The 22,886-nt window shown below is 37.9% G+C and carries 16 protein-coding genes; 3 read left to right on the top strand and 13 right to left on the bottom strand.

What is annotated here, in order from left to right; translation table 11 throughout:
- Positions 1-66: 66 nt before the first annotated feature.
- The 8 genes from AC4BBR_RS01840 to AC4BBR_RS01805 form a co-directional block, all read right to left on the bottom strand.
- Positions 67-1,029: an ABC transporter permease gene (locus tag AC4BBR_RS01840; RefSeq protein ID WP_490460909.1), complete on the bottom strand. Its 963-nt coding sequence runs from the start codon at positions 1,027-1,029 to the stop codon at positions 67-69.
- Positions 1,029-2,162, bottom strand: a complete 1,134-nt coding sequence (locus AC4BBR_RS01835; RefSeq protein WP_490460908.1) for an ABC transporter permease — start codon at positions 2,160-2,162, stop codon at positions 1,029-1,031. Before AC4BBR_RS01835 ends, AC4BBR_RS01840 begins: the two co-directional genes overlap by 1 nt.
- Complete coding sequence (locus AC4BBR_RS01830; RefSeq protein WP_490460907.1) at positions 2,155-3,720, bottom strand: ABC transporter ATP-binding protein; 1,566 nt, start codon at positions 3,718-3,720, stop codon at positions 2,155-2,157. Before AC4BBR_RS01830 ends, AC4BBR_RS01835 begins: the two co-directional genes overlap by 8 nt.
- Positions 3,721-3,900: 180 nt before the next feature.
- The gene (locus tag AC4BBR_RS01825) at positions 3,901-4,998 is read right to left on the bottom strand and encodes a BMP family lipoprotein (protein ID WP_490460906.1); all 1,098 of its coding nucleotides are present in this window, start codon (positions 4,996-4,998) and stop codon (positions 3,901-3,903) included.
- Between the two features lie 183 nt (positions 4,999-5,181).
- Entirely contained in the window at positions 5,182-5,577 is a 396-nt protein-coding gene (locus tag AC4BBR_RS01820; RefSeq protein ID WP_490460905.1) for a cytidine deaminase, read from the bottom strand.
- 23 nt (positions 5,578-5,600) lie between these two features.
- Entirely contained in the window at positions 5,601-6,263 is a 663-nt protein-coding gene (gene deoC / locus AC4BBR_RS01815; RefSeq protein WP_490460904.1) for a deoxyribose-phosphate aldolase, read from the bottom strand.
- Positions 6,264-6,280: 17 nt separating this feature from the next.
- Positions 6,281-7,579, bottom strand: coding sequence for a pyrimidine-nucleoside phosphorylase (locus tag AC4BBR_RS01810; RefSeq protein WP_490460903.1), 1,299 nt, complete (start codon positions 7,577-7,579; stop codon positions 6,281-6,283).
- 123 nt (positions 7,580-7,702) lie between these two features.
- A complete protein-coding gene (locus AC4BBR_RS01805) occupies positions 7,703-8,731 on the bottom strand; it encodes a LacI family DNA-binding transcriptional regulator (protein WP_490460902.1) in 1,029 nt (342 codons plus the stop codon).
- 246 nt (positions 8,732-8,977) lie between these two features.
- On the opposite strand from AC4BBR_RS01805, the gene add reads away from it, so the two are divergent.
- Positions 8,978-9,985, top strand: coding sequence for an adenosine deaminase (gene add, locus AC4BBR_RS01800; protein WP_490460901.1), 1,008 nt, complete (start codon positions 8,978-8,980; stop codon positions 9,983-9,985).
- Positions 9,986-10,059: 74 nt separating this feature from the next.
- Here add and AC4BBR_RS01795 read toward each other — a convergent pair whose 3' ends face one another.
- The 4 genes from AC4BBR_RS01795 to AC4BBR_RS01780 all read right to left on the bottom strand — a co-directional run bounded on the left by AC4BBR_RS01795 (position 10,060) and on the right by AC4BBR_RS01780 (position 17,945).
- Positions 10,060-12,738, bottom strand: a complete 2,679-nt coding sequence (locus tag AC4BBR_RS01795) for an endo-beta-N-acetylglucosaminidase (RefSeq protein ID WP_490460900.1) — start codon at positions 12,736-12,738, stop codon at positions 10,060-10,062.
- A gap of 310 nt (positions 12,739-13,048) precedes the next feature.
- Entirely contained in the window at positions 13,049-13,924 is an 876-nt protein-coding gene (locus AC4BBR_RS01790; RefSeq protein WP_490462055.1) for an ROK family protein, read from the bottom strand.
- Between the two features lie 18 nt (positions 13,925-13,942).
- The gene (locus tag AC4BBR_RS01785; RefSeq protein ID WP_490460899.1) at positions 13,943-16,633 is read right to left on the bottom strand and encodes an alpha-mannosidase; all 2,691 of its coding nucleotides are present in this window, start codon (positions 16,631-16,633) and stop codon (positions 13,943-13,945) included.
- Between the two features lie 22 nt (positions 16,634-16,655).
- Positions 16,656-17,945 (bottom strand): glycoside hydrolase family 125 protein, encoded by a 1,290-nt coding sequence (locus AC4BBR_RS01780; protein ID WP_490460898.1) that lies wholly within the window; start codon positions 17,943-17,945, stop codon positions 16,656-16,658.
- Between the two features lie 160 nt (positions 17,946-18,105).
- On the opposite strand from AC4BBR_RS01780, the gene AC4BBR_RS01775 reads away from it, so the two are divergent.
- Both AC4BBR_RS01775 and AC4BBR_RS01770 read left to right on the top strand, forming a co-directional pair.
- The gene (locus tag AC4BBR_RS01775) at positions 18,106-19,140 is read left to right on the top strand and encodes a GntR family transcriptional regulator (protein WP_490460897.1); all 1,035 of its coding nucleotides are present in this window, start codon (positions 18,106-18,108) and stop codon (positions 19,138-19,140) included.
- 3 nt (positions 19,141-19,143) lie between these two features.
- The gene (locus AC4BBR_RS01770; protein WP_490460896.1) at positions 19,144-21,285 is read left to right on the top strand and encodes a GH92 family glycosyl hydrolase; all 2,142 of its coding nucleotides are present in this window, start codon (positions 19,144-19,146) and stop codon (positions 21,283-21,285) included.
- 86 nt (positions 21,286-21,371) lie between these two features.
- On the opposite strand, the gene AC4BBR_RS01765 is transcribed toward AC4BBR_RS01770, so the two are convergent.
- Positions 21,372-22,868: a response regulator transcription factor gene (locus tag AC4BBR_RS01765; RefSeq protein WP_490460895.1), complete on the bottom strand. Its 1,497-nt coding sequence runs from the start codon at positions 22,866-22,868 to the stop codon at positions 21,372-21,374.
- Positions 22,869-22,886 lie beyond the last annotated feature (18 nt).

Below are 22,886 nucleotides of genomic sequence, written 5' to 3'. Positions count from 1 at the left end.
ACTATTTGATAAAAAGGGCATGACTTCAGAAATCGTCCCATAGCCCCGCCCTTTTATACTCGATATTTATTTAGATTTGATATAATTTTTTCCAATTGCTTTTGGTCCAGAAGCTTTTCCTAAGAAAACGACTAAAACAATAATGGTTAAAACATATGGTGCTGCTTGTAAATAAACTGCCGGTATCGATGAAATGACTGGCAAATTCGATCCAGCAATACTGATGTTTTGAGCAAAACCGAAGAACAAAGCGGCTCCCATCGCACCTAGGGGATTCCATTTACCAAAAATCATCGCTGCCATCGAAATAAATCCTTGTCCGGCAATTGTTGTGACCGCAAAACGTCCTGCAATCGTTTGAGCAAAGACTGCTCCGCCTATTCCGCCTAAAAATCCAGAGATCAAAACACCGGCATAACGCATTAGATAAACGTTAATCCCCAACGTATCTGCGGCTTGTGGATTTTCACCTACTGCTCGAAGACGTAAACCAAAGCGGGTTTTAAACAACACAAACCACGAAAGAATCGCTACTAGTATTGCTACAAAAGCGGGTAAGGTTGTTTGTTTGAAAAACAGTTCTCCTAAAATCGGGATATCTTTCAAAATAGGAAATGAAAAATACCCAAATGATTCTGTAATCGTATCTGTTTGACCTTTTCCATAAATCACTTTAATTAAGAAAATCCCTAAAGCTGGTGCCATCAAATTGACGACTGTTCCGCTAATAATATGATCTGCTCTTAAGTTAATCGTCGCAACCGCATGAAGCAGTGAAAACAACATTCCGACCACACCACCGACTAAACAAGCAAGCCAAGGCGTTGCCGCACCAAATGTTCCCGCAAACGTTAAATTAAATACAACAGAGCTGAAAGCACCCATAACCATAATACCTTCTAACCCTACATTTACAATACCACTACGCTCGGAAAACGTCCCACCTAAAGCCGTGAAAACTAAAGGAGTAGAATAAACCAAAGTTTGTGTAATAATCGGCGCCAATACGGCGATTAATGCAATATCCATTAGATTTTTCCTCCTTCTTGACTAGTTGGATCTGTTTTTCCTTCTAATTCTTCAACAATCGCTACTTCTTTTTTACTACCAGAGGCTTTTGCTAATAAAAAGCGGATAAGATAGCTGATTGCAACAAAGAAAATGATTGCTGCAATTACAACGTCGACTAATTCAATCGGAACACCTGCACGAAGAGGCATTCCTTGCCCGCCAAGCTTCAGTACACTGAAGAGAAGCGCAGATAGTAATATACCTACTGAACTGCCTGCTCCCAATAAAGAGATTGCCATTCCGTCAAAGCCGATACTCAAGGAAGAACCTTGAACAAAAAAGTTTCCAAAGGTTCCTAAGCCAAGAACTACGCCTCCTAAGCCAGCTAACGTTCCTGAAATAACCATGGACATCACAATTGTTCGTTTGCTGCTCATTCCAGCATATTCAGAAGCGAATGGATTCAAACCAACTGACCGAATCTCATAACCCAAGGTCGTCTTCTTCATAAGGAACCAAATTAGAACTAAGAAAATAAGTGCCATAAAAATACCTATATTCAAACGCGATCCACTACTTAATTCTTTCAAGAAGTTTGTACGTAAACTCGCATTTTCACCAATTACTTTTGTAACTCCTTTGTTGGTCATCAAATCCTTAGACATCACATTATTGACAATATGCGTGCTTGTATAAAGAAAAACATAGTTGAGCATGATTGTAACGATTACTTCACTTGTACCAAAGAAAGCACGCAAAAATCCTGGAATTGCAGCAGCCATGGCGCCCGCTAAAGCACCAGCAAGTACTGCTAAGGGCAGAACCACCATACGAGGTGCATCAGGCATAGAAAGTGCTACCCAAATACTTGTTATCCAGCCACACAACGCTTGTCCCGAGAGCCCAATATTAAAGAATCCAGCTGAATTTGCTACTGCAAACCCTAATGCCGTAAATATCAAAGGACCTGCTGTCACAAAAATTTCTCCGATACTTTTCGGGCTTTGGAAAGCAGTCTTAAGCATTGCTTGATAGCCAGCAACTGGATCCTGACCTGAAATCAACATAATAATTGCGCCAAGAATAAAGCCCATTAATACGGATAAAATCGGAACTAAAATATTCCTTAGTCTTTCTGATCGATTATTCAACTGTCCCACCTGCCTCTTGCCTTAATTCTGCTCTAGCTTCTTCTAATGAATAACCAGCCATTAGTAAGCCTAGTTCATTTTCGGTCGTTTCTTTTGGGTCAACGATTCCGACGATTTTTCCCGCATGAATCACGGCAATGCGATCAGAAACATTTAAAATTTCATCTAATTCGAAACTGACAACTAATACTGCCTTGTCTTTATCACGTTGTTCAATTAAACGCTTATGAATATACTCGATAGCACCAACGTCTAAGCCTCGTGTTGGTTGAGAAACAATTAATAAATCTGGATTACGATCAATTTCTCTAGCAATAATTGCTTTTTGTTGATTTCCTCCTGATAGTGCTTTAGCAGGAACTAATTCATTCACTGTTCTTACATCGTACTCATCAATTAATCTACGTGCGTATGAATTGATTTGGTTGTAATTTAAGACACCACTTTTACTTAGCGGTTTTTTATAATAGGTTTGTAACGCAATATTTTCTGCTAATGTCATATCCAAAATCAACCCATACTTGTGGCGGTCTTCCGGCACATGACCAACACCTGCTTCTGTTATCTTGCGCGGATTATTATTCGTAATCACTTTTCCATTTAGTTCTACTGATCCGCTATCTGCTTTTCGTAATCCAGTGAGCGCTTGAATCAATTCTGTTTGACCATTACCATCAATTCCAGCAATCCCGACTACCTCGCCTGCCCGAACATCTAAACTAAGGCTTTTGACAGCTTCCAATCCACGACTTTCTTTTACAACTAAATCTTTAATTGAAAGAACTACCTCTTTTGGCTCTGCTACTTTCTTTTCTGTTTTAAATGAAACAGAACGTCCGACCATCATATCTGCTAATTGCTGTGAAGAGACATCTTTAACATTTACTGTATCAATACTTTGACCACGACGAATAACGGTACAGCGATCTGCTACTTTTTTTATTTCATCCAATTTATGTGTGATTAAGATAATTGATTTACCTTCTTGAACAAGACCACGCATGATCTCCATCAGCTCATCGATTTCTTGAGGTGTCAAAACAGCTGTTGGCTCGTCAAAAATCAAGACATCCGCTCCGCGATACAACGTTTTCAAAATTTCTACACGTTGTTGCGCACCAACAGATATGTCACGAATATAAGCATTCGGAACGACTGATAAACCATATTGTTCAGAAACCCGTTTGATCTCTGCTGTTGCTTTTTTACGATCCAATACACCAGCATTCGTCGGTTCACTGCCTAAAATAATATTTTCAGTTACAGTAAATGCATCTACCAACATAAAATGTTGATGAACCATTCCAATTCCTAAACGATTTGCTGCATTTGGTCCATTGATTGACACTTTAGAACCATTCATCAATATTTCACCTGATGTTGGTTCTAATAAACCAGATAAAATATTCATCAAGGTAGATTTTCCAGCGCCATTTTCCCCTAGCAAAGCATGGATTTCTCCAGGCCGGACAGTTAAGTTGATATTATCATTGGCCTTAAATGCCCCGAACTGCTTAGTGATATTGCGCATCTCAATTACATAATTTTCCTGAGCCACATTTTTCACTTCCTATACGTTTTAATCATTTGCATCAGCTATTAATACGGTATTTCTAAAAATAAAGTAGCTCTTAGGCCCTTAAAGAAAGAAAATGAATAGTTATGGGGGTCTTTTTCCTTCTTTAAAGGCATAATAAAGCCTTAGCGCTGCCGGTCGCAGCGCTAAGCTAAAAAAATCTTACTCTTTTACATCTTTTGGTACTTCTGGAGCTTTGATGTCACCCTCGATAATTTTTTCTTTTGCTGTATCAACAGCTTTTTGTGCTTCTTCTGACAAGTAACCTTTTGTCAAATCAACACCGCCGTCTTTCAAACCATATACCAAATGTTCGCCGCCGGGGAATTTATCTTCCAAAGCACGATTTGAGATATCTTGTACAGCTGCACCTACACCTTTAAGAGTTGAAGTTAGTGTAAAGTTGTCTTCTTTACCATCTTTTGTCTTGTATGCGCCCTCTTTATCTTGGTCACTATCTACACCGATAACCCAAACTTTATCTTTTGAGCCTGTTTCATTTAAATCTTTTGCTTCTTGGAAAACACCTTGACCTGTACCACCTGCAGCATGGTAAATAATGTCAGCGCCTTTTTGATACATAGATGCAGCTAAGGCTTTTCCTTTAGCTGGATCTCCAAATGAAGCAGCATATTCAACCTGAACTTTGATCTCTTTATCTAATTCTTTAGCTGTATCGATTACACCTTGATGGAAGCCCGCTTCAAAACGATCGATCACCGCACCTTCTTCACCACCGATGAATCCTACAGTATTTGTTTTTGTTGTATGTGCTGCTGCTACACCAGCTAAATATGCAGCTTCTTGATCTTTAAATGTTGCAGACACCACGTTATCTTTGCCTTCAATAACACTATCAATGATACCAAATTGCGTATCCGCGTTTGTATCAGCTGCCGTACCGATAGAATCAGCTAGTAAGTAGCCAATACCGAAAACAGTCTTAAAGCCGTTAGAAACTGCTGTATCGATGTTTGTTACATATTCTGAAGCATCGTTTGATTGAATGTAATCAAATCCGTCTGCTCCTTTTTTCAAATCATGTTCTTTCCCCCATGCTTGTAAACCTTCCCAAGCTGATTGGTTGAATGATCGGTCATCTACCCCACCGATGTCAGTAACAATAACAACGCTATGATCGGCGTCTCCACTTGCTGATTTTCCATCTGTTGAATCTTTTTTACTTCCACCACATGCCGCTAACGCAAGTGTTAATGCCAATGCAGTTAAGCCAAAACCAAATAATTTTGCTTTTTTCATTCCTGTAAAGCCTCCTAAAATAGTTTTATATTTTCAACAGCCGGATGACTGAATGAAACAAGATAATAATTGAAACAAGTCTCTCTTCGTTCGCCTTGTACTATTTAACATCAACTCAAAATTTCTTTGTGTATCAAGGCATTTTGTCTATTTGTTGAGCGCTTTGGTTCGTACAGCTAGTTCTCATAAGTCTTTTTCCGTAAATGCATACGGCAACAATTCGCCGACAGTCGTCTCTTTAATCACACCATGCTCCCCCACTAAGGTAACTGACATTTCAGGCGCACAAAATTCAGCCATCACTTGTCTGCAAGCACCGCACGGAGAGATTGGCCCAGGTGTATTTCCTACAATAACTAGATGTTGAAACTCTCGTTCACCTTCAGAAACAGCTTTGAATATCGCTGTCCGTTCTGCACAATTAGTCAAGCCATATGAAGCATTTTCGATATTAACGCCTTGAAAAATTTTTTCTTCTTTAGTAACTAGACATGCCCCCACTGGAAAGTGAGAGTAAGGTACATATGCTTTTGCTAAAGCATCATTTGCGATAACTAACCATTCTTGTTTTGCTGTCATTTGTCCGCCACTCTCTTTTTAGATTAATACCCTGCTCCTGTAGCACCTTCCATAATTGCAACACCAGCGCTTGTTCCAATTCTTGTAGCACCAGCTTCAATCATCGCTTTGGCTTGTACTTCATTATGAATACCACCTGAAGCTTTTACGCCCATGTCTGGTCCAACTGTTTCACGCATCAATTCAATATCTGCTATTGTTGCTCCAGCAGTTGAAAATCCAGTTGATGTTTTAACGAAGTCAGCACCTGCTTCTTTAGCAAGTTCACACGCTTTTATTTTTTCTACATCTGTAAGTAAAGCTGTCTCGATGATTACTTTTACTAAAGCTTTACTTTTAGCTGCGTCAACAACTGCTTGAATATCTTTTTGAACTTTTTTGTATTGCTTAGATTTCAGCGCACCAATATTAATGACCATGTCGACTTCTGTCGCACCATTATTGATTGCATCTGTTGCTTCATATGCTTTTACTTCTGATGTATTAGCTCCTAAAGGAAAACCGATTACCGTACAAACATCAACAGATGTTCCCGCTAAGTGTTCTTTTGCTAAGGCGACCCAGCAAGGATTAATACATACAGAAAAGAATTCATATTTTTTAGCTTCTTCAATAATTTGTAAAACGTCCTCTTCTTTTGTGTCTGCTTTTAAAATAGTGTGGTCAATCATTTGATTTAATGTCATTATTTTTTACACATCCTTTATGTTATTATATCATGAATCAGCTCAGGTTCAGTGCCGGAACTGCCGATTTCGATATTTTTATATAATAATTCTTTCACATTCTCGATCGTTTCTGAATTTGAATAAATAGTCAGCAATGACTCCCCTGCCTCTACAGGCATCCCAACTTTTTTATGAAGCTTAATTCCTACGGCGTGATCAATAGAATCTTCTTTTGTCGCACGTCCAGCTCCTAACAACATCGCAGCAATACCTATTTCATTTGCAACGATTTTTTGCACAATCCCTGATGTTTTTGCTGGCAATTCTATTCGATATGCGGCTGTTAGCAAACGTTCAGGATGATCGATAATGCGATCATCTCCGCCTTGGTTAAGGATCATTTCACGAAATTTATCCAATGCTTCACCTGATTCCAACGACTCTTTTAATAGTGACCGAGCTTCGTCTAATGTGCCAGCTTTTTTAGCTAAAACAACCATCTGACTACCTAAGATATAACACATCTCCATCAGATCTTCCGGCCCTTTACCTTGGAGTGTTTCGATTGCTTCAACAACTTCCAAACTGTTACCAATTGCTTCACCCAGCGGTTGGGACATATCTGAAATTACTGCCATTGTCTGGCGATTGGCTAAATGGCCGATCCGAACCATTGTTTCAGCCAAGCGACGTGCTTCATCGATATTTTTCATAAAAGCACCTTCACCTGTTGTTACATCCAACACGATTGCATCTGCTCCTGCTGCGATTTTTTTACTCATGATAGAACTTGCGATCAACGGAATTGAATTGACTGTTGCTGTCACATCACGTAATGCATATAATTTTTTATCCGCTGGTGCTAGATCACCTGATTGACCAATTACGGCCACGTGACTTTCGTTCACCAAACGAATGAACGTTTCATCTGGTATCTCCACATGAAATCCAGGGATTGCTTCTAACTTATCAAGTGTACCACCTGTATAACCAAGGCCTCTGCCAGACATTTTCGCTACACTCGCTCCAACACTTGCAACTAGTGGCGCTAAAATCAAAGTCGTTGTATCACCGACACCACCAGTTGAATGCTTATCTACTTTGATTCCTTGAATCGATGAAAGGTCAATCATCTCACCTGAATTAGCCATCGCTAATGTTAGTGTGGTAATTTCTTCATCCGTCATATCTTTGTAAAAAACAGTCATCAAAAATGCACTCATTTGATAGTCTGGAATATCCCCTTTGGTATAACCAGAAACAATGAATTGAATTTCTTCATCTGTTAAAACTTGCCCATCACGTTTTTTCTCGATCAAATCTACCATTCTCATGCTTTTTTCCTCCGAATCAATCCCCAAGGATGTATTATACACTAAAATCATTCAGGTTAAAACCTTTTAGTAAAACAGTTTACTAACGCTTTCATATTTTTGAAAACGCTTATAAAACGAACATTAAACCAAATCAGTGATCTTGTCAATCGATTTCGTGCTATTTCTTAAAATAAATGTTGTATCAAAAATTTTATTCGGTATTTTTTTCTCTGGATCATTGATTGCTTCTACTAAAAATTGTGCTGCATAAAAACCAATATCAAAACTAGGTTGGTAAACCGTTGTTAAACCTGGCACCAAATATTCAGAAATTTCTAATCCGTCGAATCCAATAACAGAAATATCATCCGGAATCTTTTTGCCACATTCTTCAATTGCTTGATAAGCCCCCATCGCCATTTCATCATTTCCACAAAAAATAGCTGTAATCGCTGGATTTTTCAACACATTTTTAGCTGCCATATAGCCGCCACCTAAATTCAAGTCCCCATTGCTCATATATTCTTCCTTTACCGGGATTCCATTATCTTTTAACGCATGCTGATAAGCAGTCACTCGTTCAGTTAATTGATAATAGCCATCATTTTCTTTCAGCATAGCAATATGTCTATGGCCTTGCTCAATCAGCGAATTTACAGCTTGGTAAGCCCCTTCATATTCTTTCACAATCAAGCGTCCGTTTTCTCTAAGATTGATGCCTCGATCAACAAGAATCACAGGAACTTTTCGTTTACTTTTATTTCGTAAAATATGATTGGCAGGTAAAATATTAGGTGTCGCAAAGATAATTCCGTCAACCGAGCGATGAACAAGCTCCGTAACGTACTGGGTCGCTTTGTCTTCATCATGTTTAGAATTACACAGTAAAATCATATAGCCTAACGAATTCAGATATGTTTCCACACCTTCGATCACTTTAGCAAAGAAAAAGTCAGTCACGTCAGGTACAACCATACCAATTGTCTTCGAATGCCTAGTAATGATGTTTGATGCAAAATAATCTGGCTTATAATCATATTCTTCTACCACTGTTAACACTTTGTTTCTTGTCTTTTCACTAAAGCGACTACCTTTGTTATTGATGATTTGAGATACGGTCGTCACCGATACACCCGCCATATCCGCAATTTCTTTAATGGTCAATTTCATACTTCATTCTCCCCTTGTTGACAAGTCCTACCATTTTCGTTAACGCTTTCAAATCCCTTATCGAATAATTCTAGTTTATCAGAATTTCATAAAATAAAATAGCTTAACCAAGAATTTGCTCAAATACAATCTAACCTGTCTTACATCTACTTACACTTCTTTCGCCATTATTGACAGGGTACACTCAGCGTGTTAAAGTCTTCAAAATACTTATTGAAGTTCTATAAGAAAAGAGAGGATGATATCGTGAAACGTGATCATGTCAAAAAACTACCGAAAATAGAGTTGCATTGTCATTTAGACGGTTCTATACGTCCAGAAACATTAAGGGAAATCGCAGAGCCACAAGGTATTTCACTACCTGCTGATAACGAACAATTAAAAAATCTATTAGTTGCACCTGCCGATTGCGAAAATTTAACTGACTATTTAAAACATTTTGATTTAGTTTTGTCCTGCTTACAAACGGAAGCCGCTTTAAAATCCGCTGCATTTGACATTATTAGTCAAGCAGCTGAAGAAAATATCCGTTATATCGAAGTTCGTTTTGCCCCCTCTCTACATACCGAAAAAGGACTCTCTTTACCTAAAATCGTAACCGCCGTTTTAGCGGGGCTTGAATGTGGGCAACAAGAATTCGGCGTAAAAAGCAATGCGCTCTTATGTGGCATGCGCCATGAAGCATTAGCGGATATCGAAAAAATCGTTCGTTTGGCTGAAAAATTCAAAAAAGACGGAATTGCTGGGTTCGATCTTGCAGGAAATGAAATGGATTTTCCGCCTTACACATTCGAAGAAGCACTGGGACTAGTCAACCGATTAACTATCCCATTAACCCTTCATGCTGGCGAATGCGGTTGTGGAAAAAATGTTGCCGACGCGATTCATTTAGGTGCTAAACGAATTGGACATGGTATCGCGGTAAAGGACACACCAGAATATTTTGACTTATTGCAGGATAAAAACATCCTGATTGAAATGTGTCCAACCAGCAATTTTCAAACAAAAACTGTCACTAATTTATCAGACTATCCTTTTAACGCCTTTCTTGATGCGGGCATTCAGGTATGCATCAACACTGACAATCGCACGGTATCAGATACCACGTTAACCGATGAATATATGAAACTGCATAAATGGTATGGCATTACGTATGCTGATATGGAGCACTTGAATCATAATGCAGTCAACGGAGCTTTTATCTCTGAAAGCGAAAAACAAGTGCTTCATGATCAACTAACAAATAGTTATTAGCTGATTTAGCACTATTTAAAAGGCAGAACGGTATTTAATTATCCATTCTGCCTTTTAGCATTCAGATCAACTGTTTATTTCGGTTTGATAATCCCTGTTTGATTGACACCAATAATCTGCCAATCGTAAATTCTTGCTATTTTTCCATTTTGTTCTGCTTTTTCCAAAGAAAGCTTGACATATCTAGCTTCAACCAAATTGATCGCATCTTTACTGCTATCGGCTGTATTCCTCCTATGCTGAGCAACTGTTATCCACGCGGCTTTGTCACTACTCACGGAAATATCGTAGTCTCTCGTATTCCATTCTGAATTTTCACCACCTGCTCCAGCATGGAAAATCTCAAAGCCAGAAATTGTTTTTATCGCTCCAAGATCTGCGATCATCCAAGGCTTTTCACTACCATTATCGCACCATTTTGTAGTTAAATCCCCATCCAAAGCAAAACGATAACTTTCACGATCATTCGTATACCCAGATCCCTGAGTGGCGGTCGTCTCAGGCGAAATAGAAAGATTTTCTATTTTAATCCCTGTACTTTGACTATAAACATGTAGATAGTTTTCTTTAATAACCTCCGTTTCACCTAAAGCATTTGTCGCTACTGCTTTTACTGTATACGCGCCAGCTTTATCAAACGACAACGTCACTTCTTTTCCTTCTGCTGTTTGCGATGTTGCTCCAACTACTTCCCAACGAACTGTTTCTGTTGATTTAGAAACTTCGGCTGATAACATAACCTTTTCACCTTCTGAAATCAGCGTGCTACTAGCATTAATCGTTATTTCAGGTTTTTTCAATGCTTCAAAAGTATAAACCGCTTCAGCCCCTCTTCTTTGTTCTTCCCAACCATAACTATCCACTGGAAAAACATGATAATTAGCCTTATTTCCTATTCGTTTTTGGTTCATCAACGTATAAGAAGTGTTTGACGTTTCACCTTCAAATTGTAACTGACCATCAACTTCTCGATAAATACGATAGGAAGCAGCATTCCCACCTGTTGTATCCCAGCTCATCCGAATACTTTCTGTTAAATCATCCACAATTGTTTTTCCAGAAAATGCGAGGTTCGTAACCCCACTAACAGGAGTTGTTTTTTCTTTGCCCAATAGTAACTGACCTAAATAGATTGAAGCAGACACTGTCTGAGTATTTTTTACATTTAAACCAATCGCTTTAATCGTCTCTCCATCCACTGGATTTAACGAATAGGTCGTTTGTACCCAGCCATTTTCTAAGCCTTTTTTTTCGCCTTGAATGATCAACGGTTTTTCTTTTCCTTCCAATTCTAAAACTAAAGATGTTTCACTTGCCCCTTTAGTTACAACTGTCGCTGTTTCGGATGCATTCATTTGTGTTTTCGCAGCGTATAGTTTGATGAACGTTTGTTTTCCTGCTGTCATAGGACCGGATAATTTGATTGAAGAACCACCATTAAACGCGTCTTCATAACTGATTGCAGCTTCTAGTTGATTTCCGTACTCATTATCAATAACCCATCGATATGTTGGCATAACATCTTGAATACTACGATTGTTAAAGGGTCCATCTTTAACTTTTGTACCGTTTTTATAAAAAGCATCGCCATTTCCTACATTAAAGTTTGTTAGAAACGGTAAACTCGTCACTGGCGTTTTTTCCACATAATAGCGCGATATTCCTTGCCATTCTTTTTTAGAGCTTTCCACAGTGCGAGGATCTCCTTGTGGATTTATCCAAAATAGTTTTTCATTTTCCCAATAGCGGTCAATATCATAATCGGCCCCGTCTCGTAACGTCCAATCTGGACAATAAAGACCCAAAGAAATTAGAGGTTCCCCATCTCCCCCTAAAACACTACTTGGTTTCCGACTACTATTTATCCCCTTAGCTTGTACATCAATTCCAGCAAAAAGGTCGTAGGGATCACGTTTTAATTGCAGTGCTTTTTCTCTAGATGATTTAAGTGTTTGCCATCGGAAATCTATAAACATTTTGTCTGAGACACGTTTCCCCTTATCTTGGAAATATCCTTGATTCTGGTCGTTCAATTCTCCTTGCCAACTTACTGAACCACTTGGTACCATAGAATCGTACCAAATAACTTGCTGATTTTCAGGCTTATGAGTTTGTAAATAAGCCATGAATTCTTTCATATCACTAGCAGTTTGCGCATCAACATCGGTTTCTTGATTAATGAACCAGCCATCAAAACCATAAGTTGATGACATCTCAAGCAACTTATCTGCTATCGGAAACTTCCCTTGCCGATCTTTTTGAACAAATTGCTTTACCCATTCTTTTTTACCTCCATAAGCTTCTGGGGGAAAGAAAACTGTTCCGACTATCGGCACACCATTTCTATGGGCTGAATCAGTTACGTCCCCACTCGGAGGAACAATAATTCCCTCACCAGAAGAACCCGCCCAAGCAACCAACGTATCAATATATTGCCAATTTGTAAAATTATAGACAGCTTTATCTGTACCACCTTGCGACGGTGTTCCTTTTGTATGTTGGTTCACAATTGCGATCGACAATACTTTTGCTTGCGTACTTTGGTCTGGATTCATTTTTTTCCCCTGTACTCGATCGACTAAAGGAACCTTTGAAACATTGAAGGGCGCATCTGGATCACTTTGGGGACTCCAATTTAATAATGTCTCAGGAAATAAAGCTGTAGATTCTGGTACTTGGTCAAACAACGGAATACCTTGATCATTGTTCCCCTTTGATTCAGATGATTCTGCATAAACGTTTGGCGTAAACATTAGATTTGCTCCTATTGAAAGAGCAAGCATAGTAGCTGAACAATAAAACACACTTTTCAAAGTTTTTCTTTTCAACGAATGAACCCCCTTTTGTCATTTGCTTGAATTCTAGCATTATTCATTCTTACGAATATGATAGCGCTTTCTTGTTTGCGTATAAATAAAAAAACTATAGCATTATTATAAAAAAGGATAGGTTTTATTAAAATTTAAACTCAAAAAGCAATAACTAAAACGTCACTTTTTTAGTCCTTGGTTTCAATTATTGCTTTATTTAGAATCTATCTACTAGAGTAAAAACCTTAGTTTATCATGTTTCAATCCACTCTTTCTGCTCCTTAGCTAACAATAAACAACCCATCGTACCACTATTGTCGCCCAAATCACAACCAACAATGTACTCTTCTAATGTAGGTAATGAAACGTATCCACCTAATTGTCGCTTTAACGACTCACGAATTTCCCGGAAAAGTTGAGTTTGCTTCATTACACCACCACCTAAGATAATTTTTTCTGGTGAAAGTACTAATGTATAGTTCATCAAAGCCTGTGCTATATAAAAAGCTTCGATTGACCAAACATCATGATCCGGCTCTAAATGCTGACCTTTGATCCCAGTTCTTTTTTCTATAGCTGGTCCAGCTGCTAATCCTTCTAAGCAGTTTTCGTGGTAAGGACAAACGCTCTCTAAGGTATCATTTGGATAACGTTGAACTAACATATGTCCCATCTCAGGATGACTAAACCCTTGCAAAACAGCACCGTTCACGACAGCTCCACCCCCAATACCCGTTCCTATCGTCAAATAGATACAGCTTTGTGTTCCTTTACCTGCGCCTAAATGCATCTCACCATAAGCAGCCGCATTTACATCTGTCGTCCAGGCTATCGGGATATCGTAACGATCTTTTAATACGCCTAAAAAATCTATATTTCTCCAACCTTCTTTTGGTGTAGATGTGATGTAACCATACGTACTAGATTTCTGATTAACATCGATTGGTCCAAACGACCCTACCCCTAATGATGTTAATTGATAGGCATCAAAAAATTCAAAGACTCGACCTAAAGTTCCTTCTGGTAATGCGGTAGGCAAACTGATTCGTTCAACGATCTTTAACTCTTCGTCTGCTATAGCACAAATAAATTTTGTTCCACCAGCTTCAATTGCTCCATAATACTCCATCAAAATCACCGCTCCTTCTTATCGGTCAAATCCCATTGTGCGAATTTCATAGGCATTCAAGGTTTTCATTACTTTTTCGGATTGTCTTTCTTCTAGTAAATTCAATAAATAAGGATCTTTACTAGTATTTTTTTCTATCTCAATTTCACTCGATTTTCCACTCATGTTGAAGCCTCGCACAACAAGCGTACGATTATCCTCACTGTTTTTCACTGCCGTTACAGCAAAAGTCTGTCCTGTAACGGTTAAATAAGTATCTTTTGGTTTTAAACTTCCCGTATGTTTCGTTGTTTGTTTCATACTAAATGGAATTTGTGCTGCATATGCTCGTTGATACGTGGCATATCTAGTAGTTGCTTCACCGTGAAAATCAACGCCGTAATTAAATGTATGACTGCCTAAACATTGTGCTTCAGGTGTTGGAAAATACCCCCAGTCTCCCATTTCTCCAACCGCTCTTAAAAGTGTTAAAGCAATCGTATTATTCTCAGGTAAAATTTCATATTCATTCAAGCCAACATTGGAAACGGTCATCCCCGACTTCTCATCGTGAATATTCACAAATGCATGTTGATGTTGCGGATTTGTTGGATTTTCCCAACTTTTACTGACTTGATTCGACCGTGTAACTACCTCATAAATGCTGTCAGCTTCGTGTGTATCTGTTTGGATCCCCGTAGGAAATAGCATCCGCAAGCGATGATCTTTCATTTGATTATCAAGAGTTGTTTCAAAATTCAAACGTGCAGAATCTTTTTCCATCGTCATTAAAGTTTCAACCGTTAATTCTTTCATCATTGATGAACGCTGTGATTTTCGATAACGGAAATCAACCACGGCTTTTTGTTCTTGCTCCAATAAATCTTCCGCCGCTTCCGGTACCATCATACATTGAACAATTTTAATTTGTGCAACAAATGATTCATTTTTAACTATAGAAATTTCAGCTGTGTGATTGTTAGACAAAATAGGAGTCGCACCTTCTGGTTGTTTAAATATATACTCGTTACCAATATCGCCTGTATCTTCGATTGTTAACAACTTGTGATATTCTCTACCTGAAGACTTGTCTAGTACTTTTATAGTACCGTCTTCATCGATCGTAACTATCAAACAACTGTTTTCCAAGACAATTTTCCGGCCATCTTTAATCATTGAATCTGTTTCTTCTAATTTCGCTTCCGTTTCTTGTAACGCAAAAGTATCCCATGAGAAGGCAGGCATATTATCTAATGCCATCTCAATTTCGACATATTTAGCCATGTATGGGATTCTAAAACGATCTTTCGGCAAATCATAGCCAAAACTAATTTCAGGATTTGAAATCGCAGCTGGTATTATTTTCCCTTTAGAATCGACCACTTCAAATGTTGGCGTATCCCCTTCAGCAAGTTCCTCCCACAATTCATGAGGGATGCCTTCTTTGAATGGTTTTCTTGCGATTTCCACTTTTATTCTTACGATTTCTGATTTCTGATAGCCAGAAGTATTAAACACTACAAATGGATGACTTGCTTTTGAGAATTTTTCTGTATCGACCGCCTTAACCAACGTTGTCATAGCTTCTTCAGCTAGAAACCTTCCGACTTCATTTGCCTTTTCAAATCGTGGAATCATTTCACGATGTACTTCATCTACGGAACAGCCACAAATACTGTCATGGGGATGATTTTGCAACAACAACTTCCAAGCGTAATCTAACTGATCATGTGGATAAGTTTGCGTTAAATCATATGCCATCGCAGCAAGTGGTTCCGTCACATTTTCTAACTGTCGCTCTACTTTCGTGTTCCATTGTTTTAAATACACTCTAGCGGAAGCGGTATTCGCTAAAGTAAACCAACCATCCGTCTCTTGACTCGTCAATTCTCCGTGAACTGTTCCAACTTTTTCCGGTAAATCTTGTCCTATTTGCTCTAAATACGCATCAAAATTCGAGTGGATGAATTCATAATCTGGAAACAGTTCATTCGCCAAAGCAATCGCTTTTGTAATGTCTTTTTGAACAGGCTGATGATCCACACCATTCATCATCAGTAAATGATCGGTTGATGCGAATGTTTCAACTTCTGCTAATTTTTGCGTCCAAAAAGCTTTAGCTGCTTCTTTTTCAGCCGGTATCTCATTACCGTTACTGTACCAATTCGCAAACAGCAGCCCTAAAATAGTACTGCCATCTGGTCCTTGCCACCACATTTCAGAATATTGTGATGTGTAATTTTCATCATCTAACACTTCGTTGTTAAAGCCTACAGGTTTTACTCCTCTCCCAAAAGCCGCCGCATCTAATCCTGCTTGTTTCATCATTTGCGGTGTTTGCCCCATGTTGCCGAAAGTATCTGGGAAATACCCTAGTTTAACCGTAGATCCCCACTTCTCGCTTTCTTTTTTACCAATCAACATATTGCGAACGTTAGATTCTGAGCTGATTAGAAAATCATCTTGCAAGATATAAAATGGACCAATCCGCAATTTCCCATCTGTGATTGCTTTTTGAACATCCGCTTTTTTTTCTGGCCTAACTTGTAAATAATCGTCTAAAATAATGGTTTGTCCATCCAAATGGAAACTATCAAAGTCTGAATCATTTTTAGCTAGTTCTAACACATCATCCATCAGCTCGACCAAACGCATATGATGTTGTTCATACGGCAAGTACCATTCACGATCCCAGTGAGAATGTGAGATGATATAAACTTTTTTCTTCATGATTTTATGCTCCATTTCCTTTTTATTGCACCACTCGAATGTCAAAATAATCCATTACTAATTCACAAAACATCATATTCGCCCATGAGAACCATTCGCGCGTATAGTTTGAAGGATTATCTACATCAAATCCTTCGTGCATTAAATGTGTGCCGCCATCATTTGCAACTAAAGAATCCAAGATTCGTTCTTTTTCTTTTTTATCTTCTGTTGTCATTCCTTCCATTGCGAGAGCGATTGGCCAAATATAATTTTCTGGTGTGTGCGAACTTCCGATTCCTTTTGCATATTTCCCTTCGTAAAAGTAAGGATTTTCTTTGCTTAAAATCGTTTTTCGTGTTGTTTGATAAATCAAATTGTCGATCGAGGTGTAACCAAGGTAAGGAGCCGAGAGTAAGTTAGGAATATTACTGTCATCCATGATACTAGTGTGTCCCAACCCATCTACTTCATAAGCGTAGACTGTTTTTCCACTTTGATTTTCTGTTTTCCCATATTTTTCAATCCCAGTATCAATCTCATTTTTTAGTAAAGAAGCTTGTTTTACTACTTCTGGATCAAACAATATTTCTGAAAAAATTTCTTCAATATATCCTAAAATAACTACCGCAAACATGTTCGACGGAACTAAATAGCCGTAACGACATGCATCATCGCTTGGACGAAAACCAGACCAAGTCATCCCTGTTCTTCCTATCTCCGCTCCTCGACCATTATTTACAAGCGTATCTTCTACTCGTGTTGTCTCTCGTTCAAATGTATAAGGTGAATGTTGATGTTCCTGTTCTATTTTGAACACTGTTAAGATCTTTTTCACACCTTCAACAAATTTCCCATCAAATTGCTTCGTACATCCCGTATTTTTAAACAGTAAATAGGCTAACTGAACGGGATAACAAAGTGAATCTATTTCGTATTTGCGCTCCCAGATCCACGGATTCATCGTAGTGTGATCGTTTTGATGTCCAGCACCATTTGGCGTTTCATTGAATGCATTGGCGTATGGGTCGATCGTGATATAGTAAAATTGTCGTTGAACCAATCCGCATATCATGTCTCTAAGTTCATCATCTTCTTTTGCGATAACTAAGTAAGGACGAACTTGGGCGGTTGAATCTCTCAGCCACATTGCCGGAATATCTCCTGTTAGTAAAAATGTAGTACCATCCGCTTGTTTTTTTACAGTCGTCGTCAAAGTATTAGCAAACGCTGCATTAAAATTTTCAGCCCATTCAGCATGTTCATCTCCACATAGATGCGTAATTTTATCCATAAAACCTTGCACCGAATCGGGTATTTTTTTATAAGTCATACTTACCTCCTAATAGTTGATATATCATTTCACAACGAAAGTATATGCTAATGTAAGCGTTTTGTCTACTGTTTTATTAAATATTTTTGAATTGAACTCATTTTATTTCTGTGTTAAACTAGCATTAATGATATATCATTTCATAATTAGGAGAACAATTATGTCAAAACCACTATATAAAAAAATAATAGACGATTTGTTACAAGCAATTGAAACTGGTCAACTACTGGAAAATGAACAACTTCCCACCGAGAAGGAACTTTCCAAAACCTATAATGTCAGCCGTATTACATCTAAACGAGCATTGACAGAGCTTGAAAATCAAGGATTAATTTATCGCATTCAAGGAAAAGGTAGTTATGTTCAAAAACGTTACGTAAAAAAAAGAAATGTCTCACGGATTTTATTCTTGATTCCGTTCGTAAATGATCTTTCCCTCGGTAACTTTAATGAAGGATTGGCACCAATAACAAGCGAACATCATTATGAAGTAATCATGTCATCTGCAGAATTTTTGATCAATAAACAAGCAGCTGATATTATCGAAGATTTCGACGGTATGATCTATTATGCACATAATACTGAAGATTTTTTAGACACGTTATTCGAGCTTTCTATTCAGCAATTTCCAGTAATTGTCTTGGATAAAAAAATACACGAACTCCCTTTTCCAACTGTACAATCAGATAACTTTTCAGGTGGTGCAATGGCTACTAATTTTTTGGCTACTCTGGGACATCAGCGTATCGCTTATATCTTTGGAGAGCCGACTTTACCTCAATCTGTGCGCCAGCGATATTTAGGCTATATACATGCAACCAAAGAACAGCGTTTATCTTTCTATACAGCTTTAACAGATAGACAAGCTTTTTTAAATGCTGATATCATCGCTTATCTTCGCAAAAATGACATTACTGGAGTCATTTGCGAAAACGATTTAGTTGCGATTTCTTTAATGAATCAAGCCAAACGAGCTGATATTGATATACCAAATCAGCTATCCGTTGTCGGTTTTGATAATATTCAAGCTTCATCATTAATCGATCCACCTTTAACAACAATCGCTCAAGATTTTAAGGGAATGGGTAAACTTGCAGGTACAATGCTGATTGAATGGATCGAAAAGAAAGTGATGCCGACAGATCAGCAAGTTTCAGTAAAACAAATCATTCGATACTCAACAAAGGAGATTTGATAGATGAATTTAACATTAATCGATACTAGACATGGCACCGATAATCAACATTCTTTTTCAAATGGCAATTGTTTACCCTACACAGGTGTACCTTTTGGTATGAATTATTTTGCGCCTCAGACCAACGGCGATAATGGCAGTTGGTGGTTCAATCCTCGTGATCGAGTTTTTCAAGGTTTTCGTTTGACTCACCAACCTAGTCCTTGGATGGGGGATTTTAGTTATTTGGTTATGCTGCCTTTTAATGGCGTATTAAACAAGTCGACTGTGTTTCACGCTCAGTCTTCTTATCGACCGGATGAAAGCGTTTTTAACCCTGCTTATTTAGAAATCACTGCTCAACGGTATCAATTAACGACCCGCATGATTCCTAGTATGTATGGGGGTGTTTTAACGACAACTTACACACAATCAGATGCTGGACTTTTGCTTTCATTGCCTGGAAAATACAAACTCACCATCGAGGACGCTCATACGATTTCCGGCTCTATAATAAACTACGCAGGTTGTGAAGATAATCATTTTTCTTTTTACTTTACAATGCATTTTAAACAGCCTTTGATTTTTGAAACACCTCTTGAAAAAGTAGGAGAAGAGGATTGTATTAGCTTTTCATTTGGGGACATTAAGGAACAAGTTGTACAGTTTGGCACCTCTTTTATCAGCTTAGAACAAGCTAAATTGAATTTATCGCGCGAATCTCATTGGCAACCCAAAGATTATCTATCAGATTCAAAAAAACAATGGGCGCATTATCTAAATAAAATCGAGATTCAGGACAAAAATCAGCAACGTCGTTCAACCTTTTATCATAATCTTTACCGTGCTTTTTTATTCCCACAAACATTCTATGAAAAAGATTCTGATGAGCAAATTATCCATTACGATACCTTAGCCAAAGAAGTGAAACCTGGGGTACTTTATACTAATAACGGATTTTGGGACACCTATAAAACGGTCTATCCTTTATATTCATTGATTGCGCAAGATAAATATGCAGAAATGCTAGAAGGATTTTTGAATAGCTATCGGGAAGGTGGTTATTTACCTAAATGGCTTTCGCCTGATGAACGGGGCTTGATGCCTGGCACATTGATCGATGCAGTGATTGCTGATGCCGCAGTTAAAGACATCCGCCATGATTTGATGCCAGAATTTTTAACTGCCATGATTAAAGGCGCAACAATCCAAAGTGAGAATTCAAATTACGGTAGACAAGGAACCAAAGATTATTTGACATACGGTTATGTTCCTGCCAATTATCATGAGTCGGTAAATCATACTTTAGATTATTGTTATAGCGACTTTTGTATCAGCCAAGTGGCCAAGATATTGGATGAAGAGGTCACCTCTGAACATTATAAAAAGCAAGCAAAGAATTATTTAGCTATTTTTGACCCCAAAACAGGTTTTATGAGGGCAAAACAACCAGACGGTACTTTCAAAGAACCATTTAACAGTCACCAATGGGGTGGAGACTATGCAGAAGGTAGTGCTTGGCAAAGCAGTTTTGCTGTTTACCATGATTTTAAAGGGTTGATCTCGGCTTTTGGGGGGCAAGAACGGTTTGAAGAGAAATTAATTGACTTGTTTAATCAAACACCTACCTTCAACGTTGCTGGATATGGTTTTGAAATTCACGAAATGAGTGAAATGGCGGCAATAGAATTTGGACAGCTAGCGATTTCGAATCAGCCAAGTTTTCATTTCCCTTACTTATTTAGCTATCTTGGGAAACCAGAATTTGCTCAGCCTTTACTAAAACAATTGATGATTCAAGAATTCAATGATAGTCCGACTGGTTTTCCTGGTGATGAAGATAACGGTAGTATGGCCAGCTGGTATATTTTTAGTTCATTAGGCTTTTATCCTGTCTGTCCTGGTTCAGGTGAATATGTAATCGGGATGCCTTTGTTCGATAAAGCCGTTATTCATTTATCTAGCGGTAAAATATTAACAATCTCTACCAGTCCAAATCGAGAGCAACAGCAATTTATAGATCGTATTCGTTATAACGGTTCTCTTCATGAACGGTTAGTTTTTGATCATGAGACATTGATGGATGGCGGAACAATTGATTTTACTTTAGGCATTGTGCCTAGACCTAAAAACTATAGAGAAGATCAACTGCCATTTAGTCTTTGACTGAATTGTATATTAAAATTATAATCAAAAAAACCATAAGATTTTCGGGTTCTTGTGGTTTTTTGATTACTTTTAGTTTGATTTCCCTAAAACTCTTCTTCTCCCACTGAATCATAGTGATGTTTATATTTTTCTCGAAATTCTTTTGGTGTTAAATCGTTCATTTTTTTAAAAATCTGCGAGAAATACGTGCTGTTGTTGAAGCCAATTTTATCTGCAATCTCATTAACATTATCATCAGAATATAGCAACAGATTCTGTGCTTTTTTCATACGATACTGGTTCAAATATTGAGAAAAGCTCTTCTTTGTTTCTTTCTTAAAAAGCTGTCCTAAATACATCGCATTAAGATGCAGCGATTGAGCTACGCATTTTAACGTAAGTTCGCTTGTATAATCAGAACGAATTTTATCGATAACATTTTGAACGTTTTCTGAATAATCGTAGGTCATTTTTTCCCGAGAGATTTGTCTGACAGTAGTTGATAGAATTGCACGCAGTTTATCCACATTTGATGAATGATTGATATCGTCTAAAACTTGCTGGTATTCCTGTTCATCCAAGTGATTGAAGCGACGATAAATATCCATAAAAAGCATAAAGGTAATATGACGGACATCTTCTGGACGAGCACCAATTTTTTGCGTTTTTGCAAAAATTTCAGCAATCGTTGTCTCAATTGTAGTAAAATCACCAACCATCAATGTCTTGTTAAAATTAATAATATCTGCTGACAGATCAAAATCATCTGAAAAGACGGAATATAAGATATTACTGCCACTCGTTTCGTAAAACTTATAACGTTGCAATGTTTGATTTGCTTTTTCATAACTATCTGGAACATCTTCCCAATCACTAACAGTCTCACCTACACTTATCAGCCAATCCTCATCATTTTGTAAAGGATTTACTGTCAAAAGCTGATTTAATTGATATTTACCGCCTTTAAAAATATGTACAAGCAGACTTTTATCCCCTAGATTGCGGGAAAAAAATAATGATTGCTGTTGTTCCTCCAACCAATTAATCATTTTGGCTTTTTTCTCACGAGTTACTTCGATCAACAAAACAGTCCAGTCTGCTTTTTTTGCAGTATTAACTACTTGATCCAGCTCTCCATAACTATCCTTATCAATTTCACCATTTACCCATTGTGACAATAAAATTTCACTATATAAGTCGTCTCTCGTTTCCTGTTGATTACGACTATCCAAACGTTTTTTTGCCTTTTTAACACTTTTTAGAAGCTCTAATTTATCCACCGGTTTCATCAAATAATTGATCGCTCCCAGTTGAAGCCCTCCTTTTAAAAAGTCAAATTTCTGATAACCAGAAAGGATCATAAATTCAAATTGACACGCCTCTTTTTGAGCTGCTTCAATAAATTCTAATCCTGTCATTTCCGGCATCGTAATATCTGTAATCACAAGATCGATAGCCTCCGTCTCCATTATTGTTAAAGCTTCTTTTGCATTTTGCGCTGTCCCTTTAATCGAAAAACCCTCTGCTTCCCAAGAGATAATTTTTTTCAATCCATTCACGATCATGTATTCATCATCCACTAGTAAAACATTATAAGTCATTCCCTTGCTCCTTCGCCC

The organism is Enterococcus sp. AMC1251 (assembly GCF_058216535.1).
Note: the sequence above shows the minus strand (reverse complement) of the source record. Positions and strands in the feature narration are given on the sequence as shown.